Here is a 21558-nt window from a genome sequence, read left to right on the forward strand (position 1 = left end):
CGAAATTCATCCGCGGCTAGTTCGCGAATTTCGAGGTGTCCGAACATGAAGAAGCTCTTAATCGCGTCGCTAATCGCGACGGCGACTACCTTTGGTGCGCTCGCTCAGACCGCCACCACTTCGCCAGTACCATCGCCCAAGGGCGACGCGGACAAGAATGCCCCGCTGCCCGGCGCGAATAGCTTCACCGAAGGGCAGGCCAAGAGCCGCCTCGAGGCCAACGGCTATTCGCAGGTCGGCCCGCTGACCAAGGACGCAGACGGCGTCTGGAAGGGTAGCGCCACTCACGGCGGAACGAAGCTGAACGTGACCGTCGACTACCGCGGCAACATCACCCGCAAGTAACTCGGGAGGAAGCAAGATGACCCAGACACTCACTCGTTCCTACGATAGCTACGAAACCGCTCGTTCGGTGGTCGAGGCCCTCGAGGCAGGCGGCGTTAGCTCCGCTGACATCAGTGTCGTCGGTCGACACGCCAAGGCGGATGACAGCAACGCGCGGGAGGGCGCAGGGATCGGCGCAGCTCTCGGCGGCGCAGCCGGACTGCTGGCAGGCATCGGACTGATCGCCATTCCTGGGATTGGTCCCGTGGTCGCGGCGGGTTGGCTGGCGGCCACGGCGGCCGGAGCCGCGGCAGGCGGAGTTGCCGGGGGCATCGTCGGGGCGCTCACCAGCGCCGGTCACAGCGAAGAGGATGCCAACTACTATGCCGAAACGGTTCGGCGCGGCGGCACCGTGGTTTCGGTTCGCGTTGCCGATGAGCAGGTTCCGGCGGTCGAGGCCATCCTCGACGGGGCAACGCCAATCGACAGGGATGCCCGCCTCGCCGAATACCGTGCGGCAGGCTGGAACCGGTTCGATGAGACGGCGGCTCCCCACCGTTCCACGGTGATCTAACCGAGGCTGGCCAGCCCTCGCAGGAGGGCTGGCCAGTTCGCATGAACGGCCAAGCGCTGGGGATTCTCCTACAGATGGAGAGCGGCATGGGTTGGTTTTCCAAGGATATCGCCACGATGGACGACCTCTTCGTTCATACATTGCGAGACGTCTACTACGCCGAGAACCAGATCAAGAAGGCGCTGCCGGACATGGTCGAAAAGGCGACGAACCCAGACCTCAAGCGTGGGTTCGAAACGCATCTGCGCGAGACGGATCACGCGCCTGAAGCAGGTCTTCCGCCTGCACGGGGTCGAGGAGAAGGCGTTACCTGTCCCGCGATCGACGGCATCCTAGAAGAGGCCAATGACATAGCCGGTGAGGTCGAGGACAAGCAGGTGTTCGATGCCGCGCTGATTGCCGCGGCCCAGGCTGTGGAGCACTACGAGATCACGCGCTACGGCACGCTTGTTGCCTGGGCGAGACAGCTCGGTCGAAACGAATGCGGCTCGCTGCTGAAGCAGAATCTCGACGAGGAAGCCTCGACCCACGAGAAGCTTACCAAGCTCGCGCTCGACGACATCAATCGCAAGGCCGCCTAAGAGCCGAGGCCCCGCCGGATGTGCGGCGGGGCCTTCTTTGTCCCCGACGATCGGGAGGCTTCCATGGTTCCGTCAGAGCCGGTTACCTCCGGCCAGGATCTCGCCCTGCACATGAAGGCCGCGTTTCCGGAGCGTGATTGGGTTGCGCTCCTGGCGGAACGGGCCGGAAAGAGCCGTGACTTCGTGGAATGGCATCTCCAGGAAGACATGGCCCCTCCTGAAGCACTGCTGCGAGCCGCCTCCGAACTGCTCGACGAGAATGCCGCCAGCCGCAAACCTCAAACGGATTCCCAGCGATGACGCTCAAAAACCACGAGGAATACGAGGCTGCCGTAGAGTGCGCCGCCGCGCTGAGCGACGCGCCCGAAGGTTCTCCGCAGGCAGCCGAGTTTCAGCAGCTCACGGACGAGATCCGGCACTGGAACGAGGCGCACAAGGGCGAGAACAGCCACGGCCCGGAGCCGGCGGATAACTTGCTCAGGCCGGGCTCTCGGGGCTGCCGGGCAACCTCGGGAATCTCAACGACAATTGAGCCGCGTTCGCCATCAGAGGATCGGATGACCGCCGGTCACGGCGACGGTGGCCCCCGACACGTAGCTCGAGAGGGGATCGGCCAGCATTACATAGGCCGTCGCCAGTTCGGCCGGCTGTCCCGGCCGTTTCATCGGAACCTGCTTGCCGAAATTCGAGACGCTGTCCCTCGGCAGGGTCGAGGGGATCAGCGGCGTCCAGATCGGTCCCGGCGCGACGGCGTTGGCCCGGATACCTTTCTCAGCCAGCAGCTGCGCCAACCCACCGGTGAAGTTCTGAATCGCGCCCTTCGTGGTGGCATAGGCGAGCAGGGTCGGATTGGGCTTGTCGGCGTTCACCGAGGCGGTATTGATGATGCAGGACCCGGGCTTCATGTGCGGGACGGCCGCCTTGGTCAGGTAGAACATCGCATGGACGTTCACCGCGAAGGTGAGCCGCCACTCCTCGTCCGAAATCTCGCCGATATCCTTGAAACTCGCCTGATGGGCGGCGTTGTTGACGAGGATGTCGACGCCGCCGAGCTCGCTCACAGCGCGGTCGACGATCGTGCGGCAATGGGCCGATTCCTGAATGTCGCCGGGCACCAGGACGGCCTTCTGTCCAGCCTTCTCGATCCAGCGGCGGGTCTCATCAGCGTCCTCGTCCTCGTTCAGATACGAGATCAGGACGTCAGCACCCTCCCGTGCGAAGGCGATGGCGACAGCCCTTCCAATGCCACTGTCCCCCCCGGTGATGATCGCGCGCTTGCCCTTGAGGCGGTTGGCGCCGACATAGCTGTCTTCGCCGTGATCCGGTCGGGGCGACATGGCATCGGTCCGTCCTGGCATGGGCTGCTGTTGCGCCGGGAAAGGCGGTTCGTAACGTGCCGTCATCCCTGCCTCCTTGAGTGTTTCAGTCTTTGCTCTTGTGCTCGGGCTTCCCCTTACGGCTGGTCGAAGCCATCTTCTCGAGCTCGGTCTCGCTCATCGATTTCTCCATCGATTTCGATGCGCCCTTGAGCTCGCTCTTCTTCATGTCCCCGCGCTTGGCGGCGAGCGCTGCGCCGGCGGCCTTCTGCTGAGCGGCTGATTTTGCAGGCATGTCGTCCTCCTCAACGCGTGACGGCGTCGTCGGAATTGAACCCCGGCGACGGATCCGTGTTCCCTGCTCGCAGCGATGCTTCCTCTCGTCGCCCCCGGGGAAGCCTAGGTTCCTTTGGCGGGCGAAGAAAAAGAGGGTACGCCTTCTCGGCGGTAGCGTGCGATCGCGCGACGCTTCAGGTCGTCCTCGTCTTGGGCGATGGCAACCAGGGCTGCTACGATGCAAGCAAGCTTGGTTCGCTTGCGTTCATCAAATACATCAGAGATCGTCGCGAGTTCCTCCCAGGCTGCTTCGAAGGCGGCCTCGGCTCGAGCTATGTCCACTGGGTCAGTCAACGATGAAAAGAGCATAATTCCTGCCCTTGCGAATGTCGTCAGACAAGGTTGTTTTAGCTTCGCCTCGCGCCCTCAGAAAGGAATGGCGTGATCGTTTGCGGACCAAGGTGCTCATTCCGTTCGGTCGCAGGATCAGCCCTGACCGCTTCGAGTTTGCCGAGCGCGCTCCACGGACCGCGCCGCTCGCCTGGCCACGCGCAGTTCCTCGAGCGTAGGTTGCCACCACCCGCGGAGGAGGGCGCTCGGCGCGGTTGGATGGCGGTCGGGCCAGGTTCTGACCAATTCTCCGTGCGTGGGACGCCGCCACAATGCCCAAACAAGATCGTCAGGCTGCGCGACGCTCCATGGATAATGCCGATGAGCGGTTTCCTCGGGCACGATCTCTCCGGTCACCTCAAGGACGACGAGCGGCCCCTCATGGGACATCAGTACTCTGTCGGCCGGCGGCAATTCGGTCGCAGAGACAGGATAGCGGCGGCGCCGCCGCTCGATCGTCGTCGCTTTCGTTTCTTCGTACCCGGGCGCGGATTTTGCCGCTTCACTCCGTTGCCTTCGCGCCTCCGGTTCATGGCGCTTGGCAGCCGCTTCGATCACCGGCCATCTTTTGCGAAGTTCCTCGATTGATCGAAACGGAACGTGCCAAGCCTTTTCCTCGCCGTTCCACCAGGCCCAGGGCACCGCACGCAATTCCTCAACAACCGTTCGCGAATACGGCGTGCGCACGACGATCTCACCAGCGGCCGTTACATAAGGGCTGGCGATCGGCTCGAACGAGAAGGAGTCACGGCCGCGCTGATCGGCGAGAGAGAATGCACTGGGAAGCTCGCGATCGAGCCATCGCATTGCTCGTTGGACCGCGTTCGTGCCCGGTAGCCGCCACGCTCCCAATCGATCGCTCCAGCGCGCTCTCGGAAAGGCCTGCCGGAAACGCTCAACGAATCCGACGTCGAAAGGAAACGAGACGATGGCGCCCAGGCTTTCATCATCGTCGCGAATTTCGACATCGCTGTGCTCGTGTTGGACCATGGCCAGTGCGACTCGTACCACCAGTAGCGAGCTGACCCGGGAAATCTGGACACGCCGTCAAACGTCGATGACCTGCTTGACGTGTTGGGCCTTACTTCCCTTTCATCACCTGGCCGCGCACTTCACCATTCGGGTTTGCGGCCGTGTGAATGTTGAAGTAGGTCTGGCCCGCGGCCAGCGCCTTCGCTTGATCGTCGGTCAATGTGACCGATCCTTCGAATGGCCCCGTCGTGATGCCCGGCACCGGGATCATAATTCCTGCGTTCTTGCCGGTTTCGGCCGGGCCATGAAAGTGCGCCGCCGTCGCCGGGCCACTCAGCCCTGAGACGGTGCCCTTCCAGGCAAGCTTCTTTCCGACGGTGTCGTACGTTGCAGTCACACTGCCGCTACCCTTGCTTGTCACCGGCGGGACTTCAGACGCTCCCTTCAGGTCTGCCTTGAACGACATCATCTCAGCCCAAGCCGGCGTAGCGCCCAGAGCCGCTGCTATCGCTAACCCAGCGAATGTCGCGCGTACAAATCTCGTCACTCTAGCCTCCCGTCGATATCGATCGACTGCTGGCCGATCAGAAGCTTTTGGGGCTCGAGAAGAGACGTTTGGCGCGGCCGTTTGTTCCGTCGGACGTGTGGTGCCGACAGCACAGCACGTCCGCGACGGGGCGATACCACGCGTGCGGCAGGCGCGATGAGACTCATGGGCAAATGAACACGGTCAGTTAGCTGAAGCCCGGCCGCATGCCTCGGTGATCATCCGCGCTAGTTCGCGCGGCTCGTACGGCTTTTGCAAGGTGAGTTCAGTACAAAACTCGGCCGAAAGACCGGCGCTGCCGTATCCCGTGGCGAACACAAACGGGATACCCCGGCGACGCAGGATACCGGCCACCTGAAAGGACTTCATCTCACGTAGATTGATATCCAGAATCGCAAAGTCGATGTCTGCCTCTTCTGCGAATTGAGCCGCTTCATTGACGCGGCTGAAACTGGCTATCACTTCGTGTCCCATGTCCGCGAGAAGGTCCTCCAGGTGCATGGCGATGAGGGGCTCGTCCTCAACGATCAGAACTTTCCTCGTCCGCTGAATGGTCACCTTGCCCTCCCAGCAAAGCTTGCCCGGCGGGCAGAGGTGCGACGATCGTGCACACAACGCCGGAGGACTCGTAGTCAACACTCACTTTGCCGCCGAGTTCCGTTGCCAGGGCGCGCTCGATCAGGCGAGAGCCAAAGCCCTTGCGCTTCGGCTCGGCGACAGGAGGCCCGCCGCTCTCCCGCCAGTCCAGGATGACCTCGCGGCTGGCATGCTTCCCTTCGATCCGCCAGGCGATCACGACGTGCCCGCTTTCGCAGGACAACGCCCCATACTTCGCGGCATTGGTGCCGAGCTCGTGAACCGCCATGGCGACCGCCAGAGCAGCTTTCGGCGCGAGCCGGATCTGCGGACCCGTGATGCGGAAGCGGCCATCTCTACCCGCGTGCGGCTTGAGCGTATCGGTGATGATGTCCGCCAGGTTTGCGCTCTGCCAGCTTTCACGCGTCAGCACGTCATGCGCTTGCGCCAGGTTGATCAGCCTGGCCCTGAATGTGTCCCGGGCGTCCTCCAACGTTGATGCGTGACCCAGGGTCTGAGACGCGATCGACTGGATGACCGCCATCGTATTCTTGACGCGGTGGTTGAGCTCGCCCATCAGGGTTTTTCGATGTTTGTCGGCGCGCCTGCGCTCGGTCATGTCCCGGGCGATCGTGGATGCCCCGACGATCCGGCCTCCGGAACCACTCAGCGGCGACAGGGTCAAAGAGACCCAGACCCGGCTCGCGTCCTTGCGCTGGCGGATTGTTTCGTAGTGCTGGATGTGTTCCGCCTTGCGGAGACGGTCGAGAATGTCGAGTTCCTCGTCCCGGCGGTCCGCCGGCACCAAGGTCATGATCGATTTGCCGACGATCTCGTCAGCTCGATAGCCGAAGAGTCGCTCAGCCCCACTGTTCCAGGTCGTGACGATGCCGTCGAGAGTCTTGCTTATGATGGCGTCATCGGATGACTCGACGATGGCGGCGAGACGTTCCGCAAGCTCTTCGGCCCGCTTTCGCGCGGTGATGTCCACCAGCATGTTCACCGCGCCGGTGACTTTGCCCGCCGCGTCGTGCAAGGGAGTGGGGTAAGCAAGGAACGGGATCCGCACGCCATCAGGTCGTTCGGCGACGGCCTCTGCACCTCGTATCGGCCGCTTTTCCTTCAGGGCGATCGCCATCGGACACTCGTCATGCGGCAAGGGTGTGCCGTCGGGGCGATACATGCGCCAGGACCCGCACCATTCATCTGAGCCCAGTTCTGGCTCACACCCCCAAAGCTCGGCGGCGGCAGGGTTATAAGAGGTGATCCGACCTTTGGCATCGGTCGTGTAGACCGCGCCCGGAAGCGCTTCGACGAGATCGTTGAGGCGCTGCTCGCCGGCGCGGATGGCATTTTCGCCTTCCCTGCGCTGCGTGATGTCCTCGATCGCCAGCAGGATCAGCTCTTCGTGACCACCTCCCTGGACCAATTTGCGGGCATTGAGCAACATGCATCGCCGACCAAGTTCACGAAATTCGTGCTCAACCTCGTAGTCGGCGACCTCCCGGTTCTTCGACAGCACTTCCTCGAGGAGCGTCCGCAGGGCGGGAATGTCCCATTGCTTGTTGCCGAGGTCATAGAGGAGCTTGCCGGTGGTCTCCTCCGCGGTGACACCGAACAGTCCATAGAAGGCTGGATTGGCCGACTGGACGCGCAGTCCCGCGTCGAGGACAAGCAGCGGCTGCCGGACGGTCCCTACGATGGCTTCGGCATAGAGCCGTGCATCATTGACCGCTGCCGCGGCGGCCCGGCGATCGGTGATGTCGCTGAAGGTGATCACGACGCCCGCGATGTGGTTGTCGCGCGTGCGGTAGGGGAGCATGCGCCGCAGGTACCAGCGTCCCGCATCGCTCGGAACCTCGGCCTCGACCGTAGTGAGCTTCCGCAGCACCGTTTCGGCGTCCGACAGCAGGTTCTCGTCCGAGAACTTCCGCGCGAAATGGGTGATCGGTCTGCCGATGTCGGAGCTTACGAGATCGAATAATTCTTTCGTCGCCGGCGCGAACCAGCTGATCGCAAGCTTGTTGTCCAGGAAAAGCGTCGCTGTTTCCGACCCCGCCAGCAGGTTGTTGAGATCGTTGGTGGTGCGTTCCAGTTCCGCGATCTTGTGCTGGAGCTGGCTGTTGACGATGTTCAGCTCCTCGTTGAACGACTGCAACTCCTCCTTCGAGGTTTCCAACTCCTCATTGGTGGACTGAAGCTCCTCGTTCATCGAGGTCGCTTCCTCGTTCGAGGCCTTCAATTTCTCGTTGGCGGTCTCCAGATGCTCGATGGTGTTGCGCAGTTCAGCGCGCATCGAGACCAGTTCTTCCTGAAGCGCTCGCTCGCCGGCGTTCGATTCCCCGGTATCGTCGCGAATGGGCGGCGGGTTGGGAGCGCCTGCTGGAGTCCCGGGCGTGAAGCTGACCAAGACGAGCCTGCCGCCTTGCGGCGAGGCGGGCAGCGGCATCACCGCCATGACGACGTCCCGTGGCGCTTCGCTTTGATGCAGGCGGCCATGGACCGTGACGCTCCTGTCGCCCTTTAACGCCTCGCGTATCGCGCCGCGCAGTTTCAGGGCCAGCCCCTCGCGCGCCATGGCCAGCAGATCCCTGGTCGGTTCGCCCGATGGCTGTTCCAGATAGTCGCGCGTCGTGCCGTGGAAATAGACGACACGGCCCTTGTGGTCGATCAGCACTGACGCAGGGGCGAAGCGCTCCAGCAGGGCGCGCCGGGCGATGTCGGCGACAGGCGCGGAGGCTGCGTCCGACTGTATAGGCGGATCGCTCGCCATTGCCGATGTCGCCGAGCCCCGGGGCGGCCGATAGTCGAGAAGATCATGTCGGGTGGGGCCAATCCGGCGGTATATTCGCCACTTCTTCGACACTGTGTCGAAGAGATCGTCGTGGCGCCCGATCGTTTCGGCGTTGCCGAGAAACAGATGCCCATCCGGACGCAAGGCGAAGTGGCATTGGCCTATGACGCGGTGTTGCGCTTCAGGCTCCAGATAGATCAGGAAATTTCGGCATGAAATAATGTCCAGTCGGGAGAACGGCGGATCGCGCAGCAGGTTCTGTGCCGCGAACACCACCATGTCGCGGAGTTCCTTGCGCACCTGAAAAGAGCCATCGAGCATTTCGAAGAAGCGTCGGATTCGTTCGGGCGGAAATCCGGCCAGCGCTACGGCAGGGTAGATGCCATCGCGCGCCTTGCGCAGGTTGTCCTCCTGAGCATCCGTGGCGAAGACCTTCACGTCAAAGCGCTTTCCGGCGGCTTCCGCCTGCTCGGTCACCAGCATGGCGATCGAATAGGCTTCCTCCCCGGTCGCACACGCCGGAACCCAGACACGAACAGGCGCGCCGCTCCTGCGCTCCGTGACGAGAGGCGCGATCACCAGCTCTCCGAGCGCCTTCCAGGCCTCAGGGTCGCGGAAGAAACTGGTGACGCTGATCATCAGGTCGGCGGCGAGGGTGGCTACCTCGGCCGGATTGGCACGCAAGTCATCGGTGTAGTCGGCAAGCGTCTCGATGTTCCGAAGCCCCATGCGACGATGAATCCGCCGTCTCAGTGTGTTGCGCTTGTACCTGCCAAAATCATGTCCACCCCGGGCACGCAGGACCTCGAGAACCTGTTCGATTGTCGCTTCACCGCTCAATGAACCGGGTTCGACCTCGGCGGCGGCAGAGAGGTAGCCATGACGGACATAAGCGAGCAGAGCCTCCGGCATCTTGTCCGGAGCAAGCACGTGGTCGGCAAGACCCGAGGCGATCGCGCTCCTCGGCATGCCGTCGAACTTGGCCGTTTCCGGCGCCTGAACCAGGCTCATGCCACCCTCGGCGCGGATCTCCTTCAATCCCTCGGTTCCGTTGCTCCCGGTTCCGGAAAGCACGATCGCGACCGAACGCTCGTGCTGTCCTGCCGCGATCGAGGCAAACAGGACATCGACCGGATGTCGTAGACCGCGGGGTTCAGACGGTCGCGACACTTTCAACCGGCCTTCCGTGACTATGAGATCTGTATCGGGGGCGATGACGTAGACGTGGTCGGCTGCCAGCGCCATTCCGTCTTCGACCTGCGCTACGGGCATTTTCGTGCGGGCACTCAGGATGCGGGCCATGGCGCTTTCGCGCTTAGGATCGAGATGCAGCACCACGACGAAGGCGCAGCCGCTGTCGGCAGGCATGGCGTCAAAGAAGCTGCCCAGCGCCTCGATGCCGCCTGCGGAGGCGCCGATGCCGACGACGGGAATTGTTCTGGCGAGCGGGCGATCGGCGTCAACCGCCTCATCGCCGTGCCCTGGCCCGGATCGGGAGGCCAGTCCCGAATGTCCAAGGCTCAATTTTGACCGCTTCGCCATCGCGCCTGCTCAGAAATCCACTGGGGATACACGACGCCCAAAGTCCACCCCCCAAATAAACGTCTTCTGGCGTGTAAAGAGAGGACGGCCTCGAAAGCCCCATTGCGGAAGAGTTTCGAAGCCCACATTCCACTGAACCTCAAAACCATTCCTAGTCTTCCAACATGCGCCCAAGTGGGCGTTGACTGACCGGCTGCCCCCAGAGCGGCAAACGACAGCGTCATTATTAAGCCGAGCCAAGTTAGAGCGCTGATCATCAGGAAAGTGGAAAAACCCTGCGAGGTTTGCATGGTCGTCTCAATGAGAACGTCAGCGGCATGACGAGCAAGCAATCTATCAGCGGAACGATACCCGCAATGGATCGCGACCTGACACCGGTCAGCGGCGTGTCGCGCGCCGAGTCTCCTTCACAACCGTTGGAGCTGTAACGGCACCTGCCGCTCCGCCGACAACCGCGCCAACCGGTCCGCCTACCGCGGCGCCGGTGCCAGCTCCGACAGCAGCTCCTCCAACCCGTTGCTCGGTCGTGCTACAGGCAGTCGCGACGATCGCGGCCGTGATTAGCATGGATATCGTCAGGGCATTCATGGGGCATCCTCCCTAGCCCGGCAACGCGCACCGAAGATCGCAGTTCCGCCAATCCTTGACGCGTGGCGCATCTCCGCCGGAACCATTGTTACGATGACGCCACCGGCGCCATGAGGGAGTCAGCAATCGGTTGGTGGAGGACCTCAGCCCTTCGCCTTCAGCGCCGCATAGCGATCGACCTCGGCTCGCGCCCACCCAATCCGTGCCTTGTCCCACTGGGCTTCGTCGGATCGGTTTCAGGGCCTTTTGCGGTTCCGAGGACCCCTGGCTGTCACGGCGGGGTTTCGCTCCCAGATCCCTGAATTCAGAGGAGCGCAACCATGAAAAAGCTAGCTTTGATAGTGGTGTTTGCCGGGGTGGAGCATAGCGCCGGGAATGTCAGATTAGCGGGCGGTCCGATACCACTTACGACCTCAGCGACTTGTCCGCCTGCAGGCTCTTCTTCAGCGCATCGAAGAGGTTGACGACATTGGCCGGCCGGCCGTCCTCGCGGCTTGCAGATACGCGCGCGCCCTTGCGACGCTTCTTCGAGGCGATGAGCTTGAGCAGGTGTTCCTGGACGGGATCCTTGACCAACTCCGGTGACCAATCGGCGCTTTTCGCCTTGATGAATTTCTGCGCCAGGTCGAGCAGCTCGGGTTCCGGCTTTTCCTCGTCGATCTCGGAGAAGTAGGCTTTCTCGTCGCGGACCTCGTCGCCGTAGCGCAGTGTCCAGAGCACGATGCCGCGGTCACGCGGCTCCAGCATCACCGCCCGCTCGCGCCGGTAGAGCACCACGCGAGAAATGCCGACCATCTTGGCGGCGGCCATGGCATCGCGGATCACGGAAAACGCCTCGACCCCCGACCTCATCGTCTGGAACCAGATAGTGCGGGCTGTCGAGGTAGACCCACGGGATCGAATCCCTTGGCACGAAGGCGTCGACGTCGATGGTGCGAACCGTGTCGAGCCGGACTGCCTCCAACTCCTCCTCTTCGATCACAACGAAGCGGCCGGATTCGGCCTCGTAGCCTTTGGCCTGATCTTCGGGGTCGACGGGCTTGCCGCTCTCAGCATCGACGTAGCGGCTGATGATCCGGTTGCCGGTGTCCCTGTTCAGCGTATGGAAGCGGACCTTCTCGCTTTCGGAGGTCGCTGGCGTCATCGCGACCGGACACGTCACCAGCGACAGCTTGAGATAGCCCTTCCAATAGGTCCGAGCGGGCATGACAACGTAACTCCGCGAACGAAACTGCGGATTCAATGCTGATCGGCCAGAACAGTTCCCGCGTCTGGGAACATGCTGGTCGACGCGGCATTGAATCGGGTGGTGTTGCGTCCGGAGTTTAGTGCCATGGTTGCGGCGCGGGCGAACTGGAAGGGCGTAGAGTTCGGCAATGCGGCTCCCGGTGGCCCGCCTGAGTAGGAAGCGCCTATCGGGCCACCGGAGCATCAATCGCGCCCGTCCAGATCGTTGTTCTCGCGTCATCGCAGCCAAACTTGATTGCGAGGCTGTCCTTTGGTGATTAAGCAAGGCGACGGTCAAGCCGACGTGCACAGAAGCGAACAGAGCTCCTATGCGGCTTTGCGGTTCAACAATCGGCGATAGTGATCGGCCTGCTGATAATGGCGTTCAGCATCAATCTTGTCGCCTACCGCTTCAAACCCTCGGGCCAGAACGATGAGGCGGTCGTAACGTGCTTGAAGGTCGCACGCCATCTGCCCCTCGGCTTGATTGCGCCCATCTCGACCTCGCAGCCTGCGATTTGTGAGATTCATGTGTTGCCCTCCTAAGCCCCATTATCTGCGCGGCGATTTTGCGCATTAAGGCTGGGCTTCGCCGGATCGCTGGATGCGGTGGATCAATCCTCGCAACGAGTTAGCATTTTCCCCGACGGAAGCGAGAAGCGGTACTCGTCTTCGTAACGAACCGGCGTGCCGTCCTTGAGCGTGTAGGACGTCGTTGGGAGGCCGGGCCACTCGCTCCAGACAATGACGATATAGTGGTTGCCATACTCATCTTGGCAGCGCTCCCGATAAAGCTCGCGCCGAGGTGGCATCGGCCGGCGCGCGGACGGCCCTGCAGGCTTTCGCAACGCAACCATGGCACACCTCACACAACGCACTGCTGAGGAATTCAACCTGATCAATAGGGGCGCGGTTCCGTGCTGGTGTGAAGGCTCTTGCGAACTGAACCGCCCCGGGTTTGTCGGAGGCCCCAACTCCTGAGTATCCGTGTTGGTCAAGCGCGGGTTGCAGCCCATCGACGGCCGTCGCGGATGAGGGCGTTGGCCATCACGATGATTTTCCGCATGATCGCGGTCAGCGCGACCTTCTTCTCCTTCCCGGCAGCGATGAGCTCTTCGTACTTCTTCTTGAGATCGGGGTTGAAGCGTGCCGCGGCTATTGCCGGGAAGTAGAGCGCCTGGCGCAACATGGCGCGACCGCCTTGGATGCGTTCTTTGCCCTGCCATTTGCCCGACTGACGGGCGACAGGCGCCAGTCCGGCCAGACTCGCTGCCTGCTTTCCCTCAAGCTCCCCGAGTTCCGGCATATCGATGATGAGCGCTATGGCGGTTACGTCGCCGACGCCCGGTATGCTGCGCAGGATGGCAAGGCGCTCCGCCAGGCCAGCATCCATGTTAGCCAGTGCCGCCAACTCGGCGTCGATGCGCTCCAGGTCATCGTCAACGCGCTTCAGCCGCGCATCCAGCTGGCGCCTTTTCAAGGCGAGTCTTGCGGTCGATCGGCGTATCTTCGCAGCGGTCCTGTCCTTGATGAGAGCACGCCGTGCGGCGAGCAACTCTCTGAGATCATGGAAGCTCTGCCGCCGAGGTGCCTGCGGTGCCAGAGCAAGGGCAGCGCCCATCCGAGCAAGCATTGCCGCATCGACGCGATCTGTCACCGTCGGCCACGAGGAGTTTTGCATACGCGGCCTTTAGCGAAACCGACCAGATGCTGCCTGATGCGAACTCTCTTCTCGGATCTGCTCCGGTGACAAGTTATTTGCGCCGCGGTGACACTTTAGGGGTGCAGGTGTCATCGGCCCTGCATTTTGAGATCACGTTCGCTATGTCCGTCCTGTTTTCCGCACGACAATCCGCTTGCACGAACGATGTTTCTGACATAAAGATATCTTTATATCTTTTTTTCGAGCGCGGGAGGCGTTTGCGTGCGGCAGCCGACAGCATTGTCCTCCGATGTGCTTCTCGCCGGCCTGCGGGCCGCGGGCGAGGAGACGCGCCTGCGTATTCTGGCGCTCCTGTCCGAGGGCGAGCTCTCCGTTTCCGACCTGACCGACATTCTCGGCCAGTCGCAGCCGCGCATCTCGCGCCATCTCAAGCTCCTGGCCGAGGCTGGGCTGGTCCGGCGCTCGCGCGAGGGGGCCTGGGCCTTCTTCCGGCTCGATGAGACCGGGCCGGGCGGGGCCTTCGCTGCTTCGCTCGCCGCCTGGCTCGACCGCGCCGATCCTGTGCTCGCGGCCGATCGCGAGAGGCTGGCGGCCGTGCGGGCGAATCGCGCCGAGGCCGCGCAGAGCTATTTCGCCAGCGTCGCACGCGACTGGGACCGTTTGCGCAGCCTGCACGTGCCCGACCATGCCGTCGAGGCGGCGGTCGAAGAGGCTGTCGGCGAGGGGACGCCGGGTGCGATGCTCGATCTCGGCACCGGCACCGGCCGGATGCTGGAGCGGATCGCGCCGAAATTCGGCCGCGCCGTCGGCGTCGATGCCAATCATGCGATGCTGGCGGTGGCGCGTGCCAATCTTGAGCGGGCGGGATTGTCGCGCGTCGAGCTCAGGCAGGGCGATATCTATGCGCTGCCCTTCGCCCGAGGCTCCTTCGACCTCGTCATCGTCCATCAGGTGCTGCACTTCCTCGATGATCCCGGCCGGGCCGTGCGCGAGGCCGCGGCGATGCTGGCGCCGGGCGGGCGGCTGATCGTCGTCGACTTTGCTCCACACGACATGGAATTCCTGCGGACCGAGCATGCGCATCGCCGGCTCGGCTTCTCGCGGCAGCAGATCGCCGGCTGGTTCGCTGAAGCCGGTCTCTCCTGTGATCTTTCCCGCGAAGTCACCTTGGCCGATGGCGGCTCGGGGCAGTTGCCGGTCATGCTTTGGCGCGGGCGCGACCGGCGCGTCCAGTCCGATCCGCCGACCCGTATGATCAATCTCGAGGTTGCGTGATGAATGCCTTTCGCCCCAGCCGGCACGGTTCGCGCCGTCCCAGCGTCTCCTTCGAGTTCTTCCCGCCGAAGACGGCGGAGATGGAGGTCGCGTTGTGGGAGAGCGTGCGCCGGCTTGAGCCGCTCGGCCCCAGCTTCGTCTCGGTGACCTATGGCGCGGGTGGTTCGACCCGCGAGCGGACCCACGCCACGGTGAAGCGCATGATCGAGGAGACCGCGCTGAAGCCGGCAGCGCATCTCACCTGCGTTTCGGCCTCGAAGGCCGAGGTCGACGAGGTCATCCGCTCCTATTGGGATGCCGGCGTGCGCCATGTCGTGGCGCTGCGCGGGGACCCGGCCGGCGGCCTCGGCACCACCTACGAGGCGCATCCGGAGGGCTATCAGCAGACCTCCGATCTCGTCGCGGGCTTGAAGAGCATCGGCGATTTCGAGATCACCGTCTCGGCCTATCCGGAGAAGCATCCGGAAGCGGCCTCGCTCGATGCCGATATCGACGCACTGAAGAAGAAGGTCGATGCCGGCGCGACGCGGGCGATCACCCAGTTCTTCTTCGATAACGATGTCTATTTCCGCTATCTCGACAAGGTCCGCGCCCGCGGCATCGAGATCCCGATCGTGCCCGGCATCGTGCCGGTGCAGAACTTCAAGCAGACCGCCGGCTTCGCCCGCAGGACGGGCGCAAGCGTGCCGCAATGGCTGGCCGATCGCTTCGAGGGGCTTGAAGATGACCCGGCGACGCGCCGGCTGGTGGCGGCCGCCGTCTGCGCCGAGCAGGTGCTCGACCTGATCGACCGCGGCGTCACCGACCTGCATTTCTACACGATGAACAAGGCCGACCTCGTCTACGCCATCTGCCATCTCGTCGGCCTGAAGCCCGAGAAGCTGGCGGCGCAGGCGGTGGCGGCGGAGTGAGGAACGTCATTGCGAGCGAAGCGAAGCAATCCAGGGGGACCGGGTCGAGCCGTTCAGCTCTGCGGCCCCTGGATTGCTTCGTCGCTTCGCTCCTCGCAATGACGGTCGAGACCGAGCATCAATTGTTGAAAGCGTAATGATGTCCGACTTCATTCCCACCCCCGTCGACGGCGCCGAGATCGAGCGCTCACTGCGCCAGGCCGCGTCCGAGCGCATCCTCGTGCTGGATGGCGCGATGGGGACTCAGATCCAGAACCTGAGGCTTTCGGAAGCGGATTTCCGCGGTGAGCGCTTCAAGGGGTTTAACCACGACCTCAAGGGCAACAACGACATCATCGCGCTGACGCAGCCCGAGGCGCTGCGCGACATCCATCTCGCCTATTTCCGGGCGGGCGCGGATATTGTCGAGACCAACACCTTCTCCGGCACCTCGATCGCCCAGGCCGATTACGGCATGGAGGCGCTGGTCTACGAGCTGAACGTCGAATGCTCGCGCATCGCCCGCGAGGCGGCATCCATTGCGCAGAAGGAAGACGGGCGCCGCCGCTATGTCGCGGGCGCGATCGGCCCGACCAACCGCACGCTCTCGATCTCGCCGGACGTCAACAACCCCGGCTTCCGGGCCGTGACCTTCGACCAGGTTCGTGAGTCCTATGCCGAGCAGGTGAGGGGGCTGATCGACGGTGGCTCGGAACTGCTGCTGATCGAGACGATCTTCGACACGCTCAACGCCAAGGCCGCGATCGTTGCGATCGAGGAGGTGTTCCGCGCCAAGGGCATCCGCCTGCCGGTGATGATCTCCGGCACGATCACCGACCTTTCGGGCCGCACGCTCTCCGGCCAGACGGTGGAGGCCTTCTGGAACGCGGTGCGCCATGCCGCGCCGCTGACCGTCGGCCTCAACTGCGCGCTCGGTGCGCGCGAGATGCGGGCGCATATCAAGGACATGTCGCGCGTCGCCGACACGCTGATCTGTGCCTATCCGAATGCAGGCCTGCCCAACGAATTCGGCCTCTATGACGAACGGCCGGAGGCGACCGCCAAGATGCTGGCCGAATTCGCCGATGCCGGTTTCGTCAATGTCGTTGGCGGCTGCTGCGGCACGACGCCGGACCATATTGGGGCGATCGCGCAGGCGGTGGCCGGCAAGGCGCCGCGCCAGATCCCGGAAGCGAAGCCCTATCTGCGCCTTGCCGGTTTGGAGCCCTTCACGCTCGACGAGACCATTCCCTTCGTGAATGTCGGCGAGCGCACCAACGTCACCGGCTCGGCCAAGTTCAGGAAGCTGATCACCGCCGGCGACTATGCCGCTGCGCTCGACGTGGCGCGCGACCAGGTCGCCAATGGCGCGCAGGTCATCGACGTCAACATGGACGAGGGCCTGCTCGATTCCGAGAAGGCGATGACCGAGTTCCTCAACCTGATCGCCTCGGAGCCCGACATCTCGCGCGTGCCGATCATGGTGGACTCGTCGAAGTTCCCGGTGATCGAGGCCGGCCTCAAGACGATCCAGGGCAAGCCGATCGTCAACTCGATCTCGATGAAGGAGGGCGAGGAAGCCTTCCTCGAGCATGCCCGCATCTGCCGGCAATATGGCGCGGCGGTGGTCGTCATGGCCTTCGACGAGGTCGGGCAGGCCGACACCTTCCAGCGCAAGATCGAGATCTGCACCCGGGCCTACAAGCTCTTGACCGAGAAGGCCGGCTTCCCGCCGGAAGACATCATCTTCGACCCGAACATCTTCGCGGTGGCGACGGGCATCGAGGAGCACGACAACTACGGCAACGACTTCATCAATGCCACCCGCGCGATCCGCGAGACGCTGCCGCATGCCCATATCTCCGGCGGCGTCTCGAACCTCTCCTTCTCCTTCCGCGGCAACGAGAAGGTGCGCGAGGCGATGCACTCCGTATTCCTCTACCACGCCATCAAGGCGGGGATGGACATGGGCATCGTCAATGCCGGCCAGCTCGGCAGCTACGACGATCTCGATCCCGAGCTGCGTGAGCTCTGCGAGGACGTCGTCCTCAACCGCCGCAAGGATTCGACCGAGCGGCTGCTCGAAGCCGCGCCGCGCTTCAAGGGTGACGGCTCGGTGGCTGCCTCCGGCAAGGACCTCGCCTGGCGCGAGCTGCCCGTCGAGAAGCGGCTGGAGCACGCGCTGGTCGCCGGCATCACCGAGTTCATCGAGGTCGATACGGAAGAGGCACGGCTGAAGGCCGAGAAGCCGCTGCACGTCATCGAAGGCCCGCTGATGGCCGGCATGAACGTGGTCGGCGACCTGTTCGGCTCGGGCAAGATGTTCCTGCCGCAGGTGGTCAAGTCCGCCCGCGTGATGAAACAGGCCGTCGCCTATCTCATGCCCTTCATGGAGGAGGAGAAGCGCCTCAACGGCGGCTCCGAGCGCGCCGCCGCCGGCAAGGTGCTGATGGCGACGGTGAAAGGCGACGTCCATGACATCGGCAAGAACATCGTCGGCGTCGTGCTCCAGTGCAACAATTACGAGGTCATCGACCTCGGCGTGATGGTGCCGACGCAGAAGATCCTCGAGACGGCGCGCAAGGAGCAGGTCGACATCATCGGCCTCTCCGGCCTGATCACGCCCTCGCTCGACGAGATGGTGACCGTCGCCTCCGAGATGGAGCGCGAAGGCTTCGACATCCCGCTGCTGATCGGCGGGGCGACGACCAGCCGCGTCCATACGGCGGTGAAGATCCACCCGGCCTATAGTGCTGGGCAGACGGTGCACGTCAACGACGCCTCGCGCGCCGTCGGCGTGGTGTCGAGCCTGCTCTCGCAGGAGCAGAAGCCTGCTTACGTCGCCGGCGTGCAGGCGGAATATGCCAAGGTCGCCGAGGCGCATCGCCGCTCGGAGGCCGACAAGCAGCGCCTGCCGCTGGCCAAGGCCCGCGCCAACGCCTTCAAGCCGGACTGGGCGAACTACGTGCCGCCGAAGCCGAGCTTCCTCGGTACCCGCGTCTTCCGGACCTACGACATCGCCGATCTCGTGCCGGTGATCGATTGGACTCCGTTCTTCCAGACCTGGGAGCTAAAGGGCCGCTTCCCGGCGATCCTGGAGGACGAGAAGCAGGGCGAGGCGGCGCGTGCGCTTTGGGAGGATGCGCAGGCGATGCTGAAACGCGTCGTAGAGGAGCGCTGGTTCAACCCGAAGGCGGTGATCGGCTTCTGGCCGGCGAACGCCGTCGGCGACGACGTCCGCCTCTATACCGGCGAGAGCCGGCAGGAGACGCTCGCGACCTTCCATGGGCTCCGCCAGCAACTCTCGAAGCGCGACGGCAAGCCGAACATGTGCCTCTCCGACTTCGTCGCGCCGGAGGGCGGAGCGCCCGATTATGTCGGCGCCTTCGTCGTCACGGCGGGCGCGGAAGAGGAGCGCATCTCCGAGAAGTTCGCGCGCGACAACGACGACTACCGCTCGATCATGGTCAAGGCGCTGGCGGATCGCTTCGCGGAAGCCTTCGCCGAGCGGATGCACCAGCTCGTGCGCAAGGAGTTCTGGGGCTATGCGCCGGACGAAGCCTTCAGCAATGACGAGCTGATCCGCGAGGAATACCAGGGCATCCGCCCGGCGCCGGGCTATCCGGCTCAGCCCGATCATACCGAGAAGGAGACGCTCTTCCGGCTGCTGGAAGCGGAGCGGCGCGTCGGCGTGAAGCTGACCGAGAGCTATGCGATGTGGCCGGGCTCCTCGGTCTCGGGCCTCTATTTCTCGCATCCCGACGCCTATTATTTCGGCGTCGCCAAGGTCGAGCGCGATCAGGCCGAGGACTATGCCGCGCGCAAGGGCATGAGCATCGAGGAGGTCGAGCGCTGGCTCGCGCCGATCCTCAACTACGACACTGCCGCCTATCGGCTGGAGGCGGCGGAGTAGCTCACGTCATGACGGGAGGCTCTTCCCCTCCCCCTTGTGGGGAGGGGATAGGGGTGGGTGTCGAACGACCGGGTGCGGCGTATCGACGTGAGGCGGTGCTGGTCGAGCGAGATTTCGGACCGGTCACCAAGCGGAGCGACCCCCACCCCCATCCCCTCCCCACAAGGGGGAGGGGAGTCGCGCGCATCTCGATCGCGTCCCGCGCCGCCAGCCGTCCTCCATCTTCCGCCCGCGGCTCGTGACAGCAAGCGCGGGTCGGCGGCCGGCTGGTGCTGAACGCGCAATGACGGCGCGCTTCCGTTTCGGCGCGGCGGGCGCTATGGGGCCATCACAGGGTTTTGAAGGAGTGGATATGGCCGACGACGATTACGTTTATGACGAGGCGACGGGCGAGTGGCGCCCTGCTTCCGAGGTGGCGGCAGCCGCTACTGCCGCGGCGCGCGTCGAGGTGCGCGATTCCGCCGGCAATGTGCTGGCGGAGGGCGATTCCGTCGTCCTGATCAAGGATCTGAAGGTCAAGGGCGCCGGCCAGACCCTGAAGCAGGGCACGGTGATCCGCTCCATCCGCCTGACCGACGATCCCGAAGAAATCGATTGCCGCCACGACACCATCAAGGGTCTCGTGCTGCGCACTGAGTTCGTCCGCAAGCGGTGAGCGGGCGGCCGTGATCCGCAAAGCCACTCCCGACGACCATGCGCGCATCCATGCCATCCGCATGGGCGTGCGTGAGAACATCCTCAGCGATCCGTCGCTGGTGACGGCCGAAGAAGTCGACTGGTATCGCGATCACGCCATCTTCCTGGTCGCGGAGGAGGCGGGCGAGATCGTAGGCTTCACCTGCGCCAACCATCAGACCGGGCTGGTCTGGGCGCTGTTCGTCGATCCCGCGCATGAGGCGCACGGCCATGGCCGGGCGCTGCTCGATGCGGCGTTGGCCGAGCTCGCGGCGGCGGGCCACGCGCAGGCCTGGCTGACGACGGGTTCCGGTACGCGGGCCGAGCGCTTCTATCGCCGCCATGGCTGGCGCGAGATGGGCCGATCGATCGACGAGCAGATCGTGTTCATCCGCGCGTTGGCGCAAGAGGACGCTGGCTGAGCTGCGACGAAGCCCCGATCAGGCCGAAGTGGCCCGGGCACGGATCGCCGTAACCGGCCCGTCGAAGACGCGGACGCAGTCGCCGCCTTCCATGCCGGCGACATGGAGTGCGGCTTCCGCCTCGGCGAGGATTTCCTGCTGCTGGCGATAGCCGTCCGCTGTCGCGAGCGCGGCGCCGATCGACAGCGTGAAATCGAGCACGAGCGCGCCATGCGAGACCGGGCGGCAGAGCAGCCGGCGCGTGCCGTCGAGCACTGTCCTCAGATAGTGCCGGTCGCCCGGCATCTGCAGCAGCAGGGCGAAGGCGCCAGGTCCTGCCTGATCGATGGCCAGGGCATCGGGGAAGAGCCGCTTCAGCCGCTCGGCGATGCAACGCGAAAGCGTCTCGCTCGCCGCCTTGCCGAAATCTTCGACCAGATTCCGGAAGCGATCGATCTGGAAGATCGCGAGGGCGAAGCGGTCGGGACCCGAGCGTCGATCGTGCCTGATCTGCCGCAGCGTGTCGGCAAAGCTGTGCGGCACGACATGGCCGGTGAGCGGTTCGCTGCGCGCCATGACGGCAAGGTCGGTCCAGAGCCCCTTTTCGGCGGTGACGTCCTGCTTGGAGCCGAAGATGCGCAGCGGGCGGCCATGCTGATGGCCGACGCCGACGACAAGGCGCATCCAGCGCTTCTCGCCGGTCGCTGCCTTGATCCGGCAATCCAGCGCAAAACCCTGGCCGGTGCTGATCGCCTTGCTGCGCAATTGGTTCATCTCGCGGCGCGATTGATCCTCATAGAGATCCAGGATCGAGCTCCGATAGATGCCGGAGCTGCGCTGCAGGCCGAAGAGGTCGTAGACGCCGTCGGTCCAGCTCAGCGATTCATTGGCGAGGTTGCATTCCCAGGCGCCGATGGCCGCCGTGGCTACGGCGCGATCATAGAGGGGCCGCGTCGCCGCGATGAGCTGCTGGCTGTTCAAGACGCCCCTCCTGCCTGCCGACAGGTTGACCCTAGGCTGGGTCCGTTAAGGGA

20 protein-coding genes and 1 pseudogene are annotated in these 21558 nt (G+C 63.9%); 9 read left to right on the top strand and 12 right to left on the bottom strand.

What is annotated here, in order from left to right; genetic code table 11:
• Window positions 1-45: 45 nt before the first annotated feature.
• The 4 genes from FQV39_RS27905 to FQV39_RS27920 all read left to right on the top strand — a co-directional run bounded on the left by FQV39_RS27905 (window position 46) and on the right by FQV39_RS27920 (window position 1779).
• Window positions 46-345: a PepSY domain-containing protein gene (locus tag FQV39_RS27905; protein WP_149133265.1), complete on the top strand. Its 300-nt coding sequence runs from the start codon at window positions 46-48 to the stop codon at window positions 343-345.
• A gap of 16 nt (window positions 346-361) precedes the next feature.
• On the top strand, window positions 362-898 hold the full coding sequence (locus FQV39_RS27910) for a hypothetical protein (RefSeq protein WP_149133266.1): 537 nt from the start codon (window positions 362-364) through the stop codon (window positions 896-898).
• An 86-nt stretch (window positions 899-984) separates the two neighbouring features.
• Window positions 985-1479 (top strand): YciE/YciF ferroxidase family protein, encoded by a 495-nt coding sequence (locus tag FQV39_RS27915; RefSeq protein ID WP_149133267.1) that lies wholly within the window; start codon window positions 985-987, stop codon window positions 1477-1479.
• A 111-nt stretch (window positions 1480-1590) separates the two neighbouring features.
• Window positions 1591-1779: a hypothetical protein gene (locus tag FQV39_RS27920; protein WP_149133268.1), complete on the top strand. Its 189-nt coding sequence runs from the start codon at window positions 1591-1593 to the stop codon at window positions 1777-1779.
• Here the strand turns inward: FQV39_RS27920 and FQV39_RS33345 are convergent.
• The 11 genes and pseudogenes from FQV39_RS33345 to FQV39_RS27975 form a co-directional block, all read right to left on the bottom strand.
• Complete coding sequence (locus FQV39_RS33345) at window positions 1758-1931, bottom strand: hypothetical protein (protein WP_187640088.1); 174 nt, start codon at window positions 1929-1931, stop codon at window positions 1758-1760. The two genes, FQV39_RS27920 and FQV39_RS33345, sit on opposite strands and share 22 nt — an antisense overlap.
• 93 nt (window positions 1932-2024) lie before the next feature.
• Complete coding sequence (locus FQV39_RS27925; RefSeq protein WP_472840611.1) at window positions 2025-2882, bottom strand: SDR family oxidoreductase; 858 nt, start codon at window positions 2880-2882, stop codon at window positions 2025-2027.
• 19 nt (window positions 2883-2901) lie between these two features.
• Window positions 2902-3090, bottom strand: coding sequence for a DUF3008 family protein (locus FQV39_RS27930; protein ID WP_149133269.1), 189 nt, complete (start codon window positions 3088-3090; stop codon window positions 2902-2904).
• Window positions 3091-3194: 104 nt separating this feature from the next.
• Window positions 3195-3440, bottom strand: a complete 246-nt coding sequence (locus tag FQV39_RS27935; RefSeq protein ID WP_149133270.1) for a hypothetical protein — start codon at window positions 3438-3440, stop codon at window positions 3195-3197.
• A gap of 117 nt (window positions 3441-3557) precedes the next feature.
• Window positions 3558-4451, bottom strand: a complete 894-nt coding sequence (locus FQV39_RS27940) for a hypothetical protein (RefSeq protein ID WP_248313163.1) — start codon at window positions 4449-4451, stop codon at window positions 3558-3560.
• 91 nt (window positions 4452-4542) lie between these two features.
• Window positions 4543-4902, bottom strand: coding sequence for a CHRD domain-containing protein (locus FQV39_RS27945; RefSeq protein WP_149133271.1), 360 nt, complete (start codon window positions 4900-4902; stop codon window positions 4543-4545).
• A 261-nt stretch (window positions 4903-5163) separates the two neighbouring features.
• Complete coding sequence (locus FQV39_RS27950; protein ID WP_149133272.1) at window positions 5164-5538, bottom strand: response regulator; 375 nt, start codon at window positions 5536-5538, stop codon at window positions 5164-5166.
• The gene (locus FQV39_RS27955) at window positions 5501-9892 is read right to left on the bottom strand and encodes a chemotaxis protein CheB (protein ID WP_149133273.1); all 4392 of its coding nucleotides are present in this window, start codon (window positions 9890-9892) and stop codon (window positions 5501-5503) included. The genes FQV39_RS27950 and FQV39_RS27955 overlap by 38 nt, the downstream gene beginning before the upstream one ends.
• A 993-nt stretch (window positions 9893-10885) precedes the next feature.
• Window positions 10886-11687 (bottom strand): annotated as a pseudogene (gene ku, locus FQV39_RS27965) (non-homologous end joining protein Ku).
• Between the two features lie 347 nt (window positions 11688-12034).
• Window positions 12035-12238, bottom strand: a complete 204-nt coding sequence (locus tag FQV39_RS27970; protein WP_149133274.1) for a DUF4167 domain-containing protein — start codon at window positions 12236-12238, stop codon at window positions 12035-12037.
• Between the two features lie 463 nt (window positions 12239-12701).
• On the bottom strand, window positions 12702-13388 hold the full coding sequence (locus FQV39_RS27975) for a transposase (protein ID WP_149133275.1): 687 nt from the start codon (window positions 13386-13388) through the stop codon (window positions 12702-12704).
• Between the two features lie 243 nt (window positions 13389-13631).
• On the opposite strand from FQV39_RS27975, the gene FQV39_RS27980 reads away from it, so the two are divergent.
• The 5 genes from FQV39_RS27980 to FQV39_RS28000 all read left to right on the top strand — a co-directional run bounded on the left by FQV39_RS27980 (window position 13632) and on the right by FQV39_RS28000 (window position 20545).
• Entirely contained in the window at window positions 13632-14645 is a 1014-nt protein-coding gene (locus tag FQV39_RS27980) for an ArsR/SmtB family transcription factor (RefSeq protein WP_149133276.1), read from the top strand.
• Window positions 14645-15556, top strand: coding sequence for a methylenetetrahydrofolate reductase [NAD(P)H] (metF, locus tag FQV39_RS27985; RefSeq protein ID WP_149133277.1), 912 nt, complete (start codon window positions 14645-14647; stop codon window positions 15554-15556). The genes FQV39_RS27980 and metF overlap by 1 nt, the downstream gene beginning before the upstream one ends.
• Window positions 15557-15695: 139 nt before the next feature.
• Window positions 15696-19448 carry a methionine synthase gene (gene metH, locus FQV39_RS27990; RefSeq protein ID WP_149134076.1) on the top strand — a complete coding sequence of 1251 codons (3753 nt, stop codon included), beginning with the start codon at window positions 15696-15698 and terminating at the stop codon, window positions 19446-19448.
• Between the two features lie 352 nt (window positions 19449-19800).
• Window positions 19801-20103 (top strand): alkylphosphonate utilization protein, encoded by a 303-nt coding sequence (locus FQV39_RS27995; protein WP_149134077.1) that lies wholly within the window; start codon window positions 19801-19803, stop codon window positions 20101-20103.
• 10 nt (window positions 20104-20113) lie between these two features.
• A complete protein-coding gene (locus FQV39_RS28000) occupies window positions 20114-20545 on the top strand; it encodes a GNAT family N-acetyltransferase (RefSeq protein WP_149133278.1) in 432 nt (143 codons plus the stop codon).
• Between the two features lie 18 nt (window positions 20546-20563).
• Here the strand turns inward: FQV39_RS28000 and FQV39_RS28005 are convergent, their stop codons facing one another.
• Window positions 20564-21505 carry a sensor domain-containing diguanylate cyclase gene (locus tag FQV39_RS28005; RefSeq protein WP_149133279.1) on the bottom strand — a complete coding sequence of 314 codons (942 nt, stop codon included), beginning with the start codon at window positions 21503-21505 and terminating at the stop codon, window positions 20564-20566.
• Between the last annotated feature and the right edge of the window lie 53 nt (window positions 21506-21558).

The sequence above is a fragment of the Bosea sp. F3-2 genome, assembly GCF_008253865.1.
Lineage (GTDB): Bacteria > Pseudomonadota > Alphaproteobacteria > Rhizobiales > Beijerinckiaceae > Allobosea.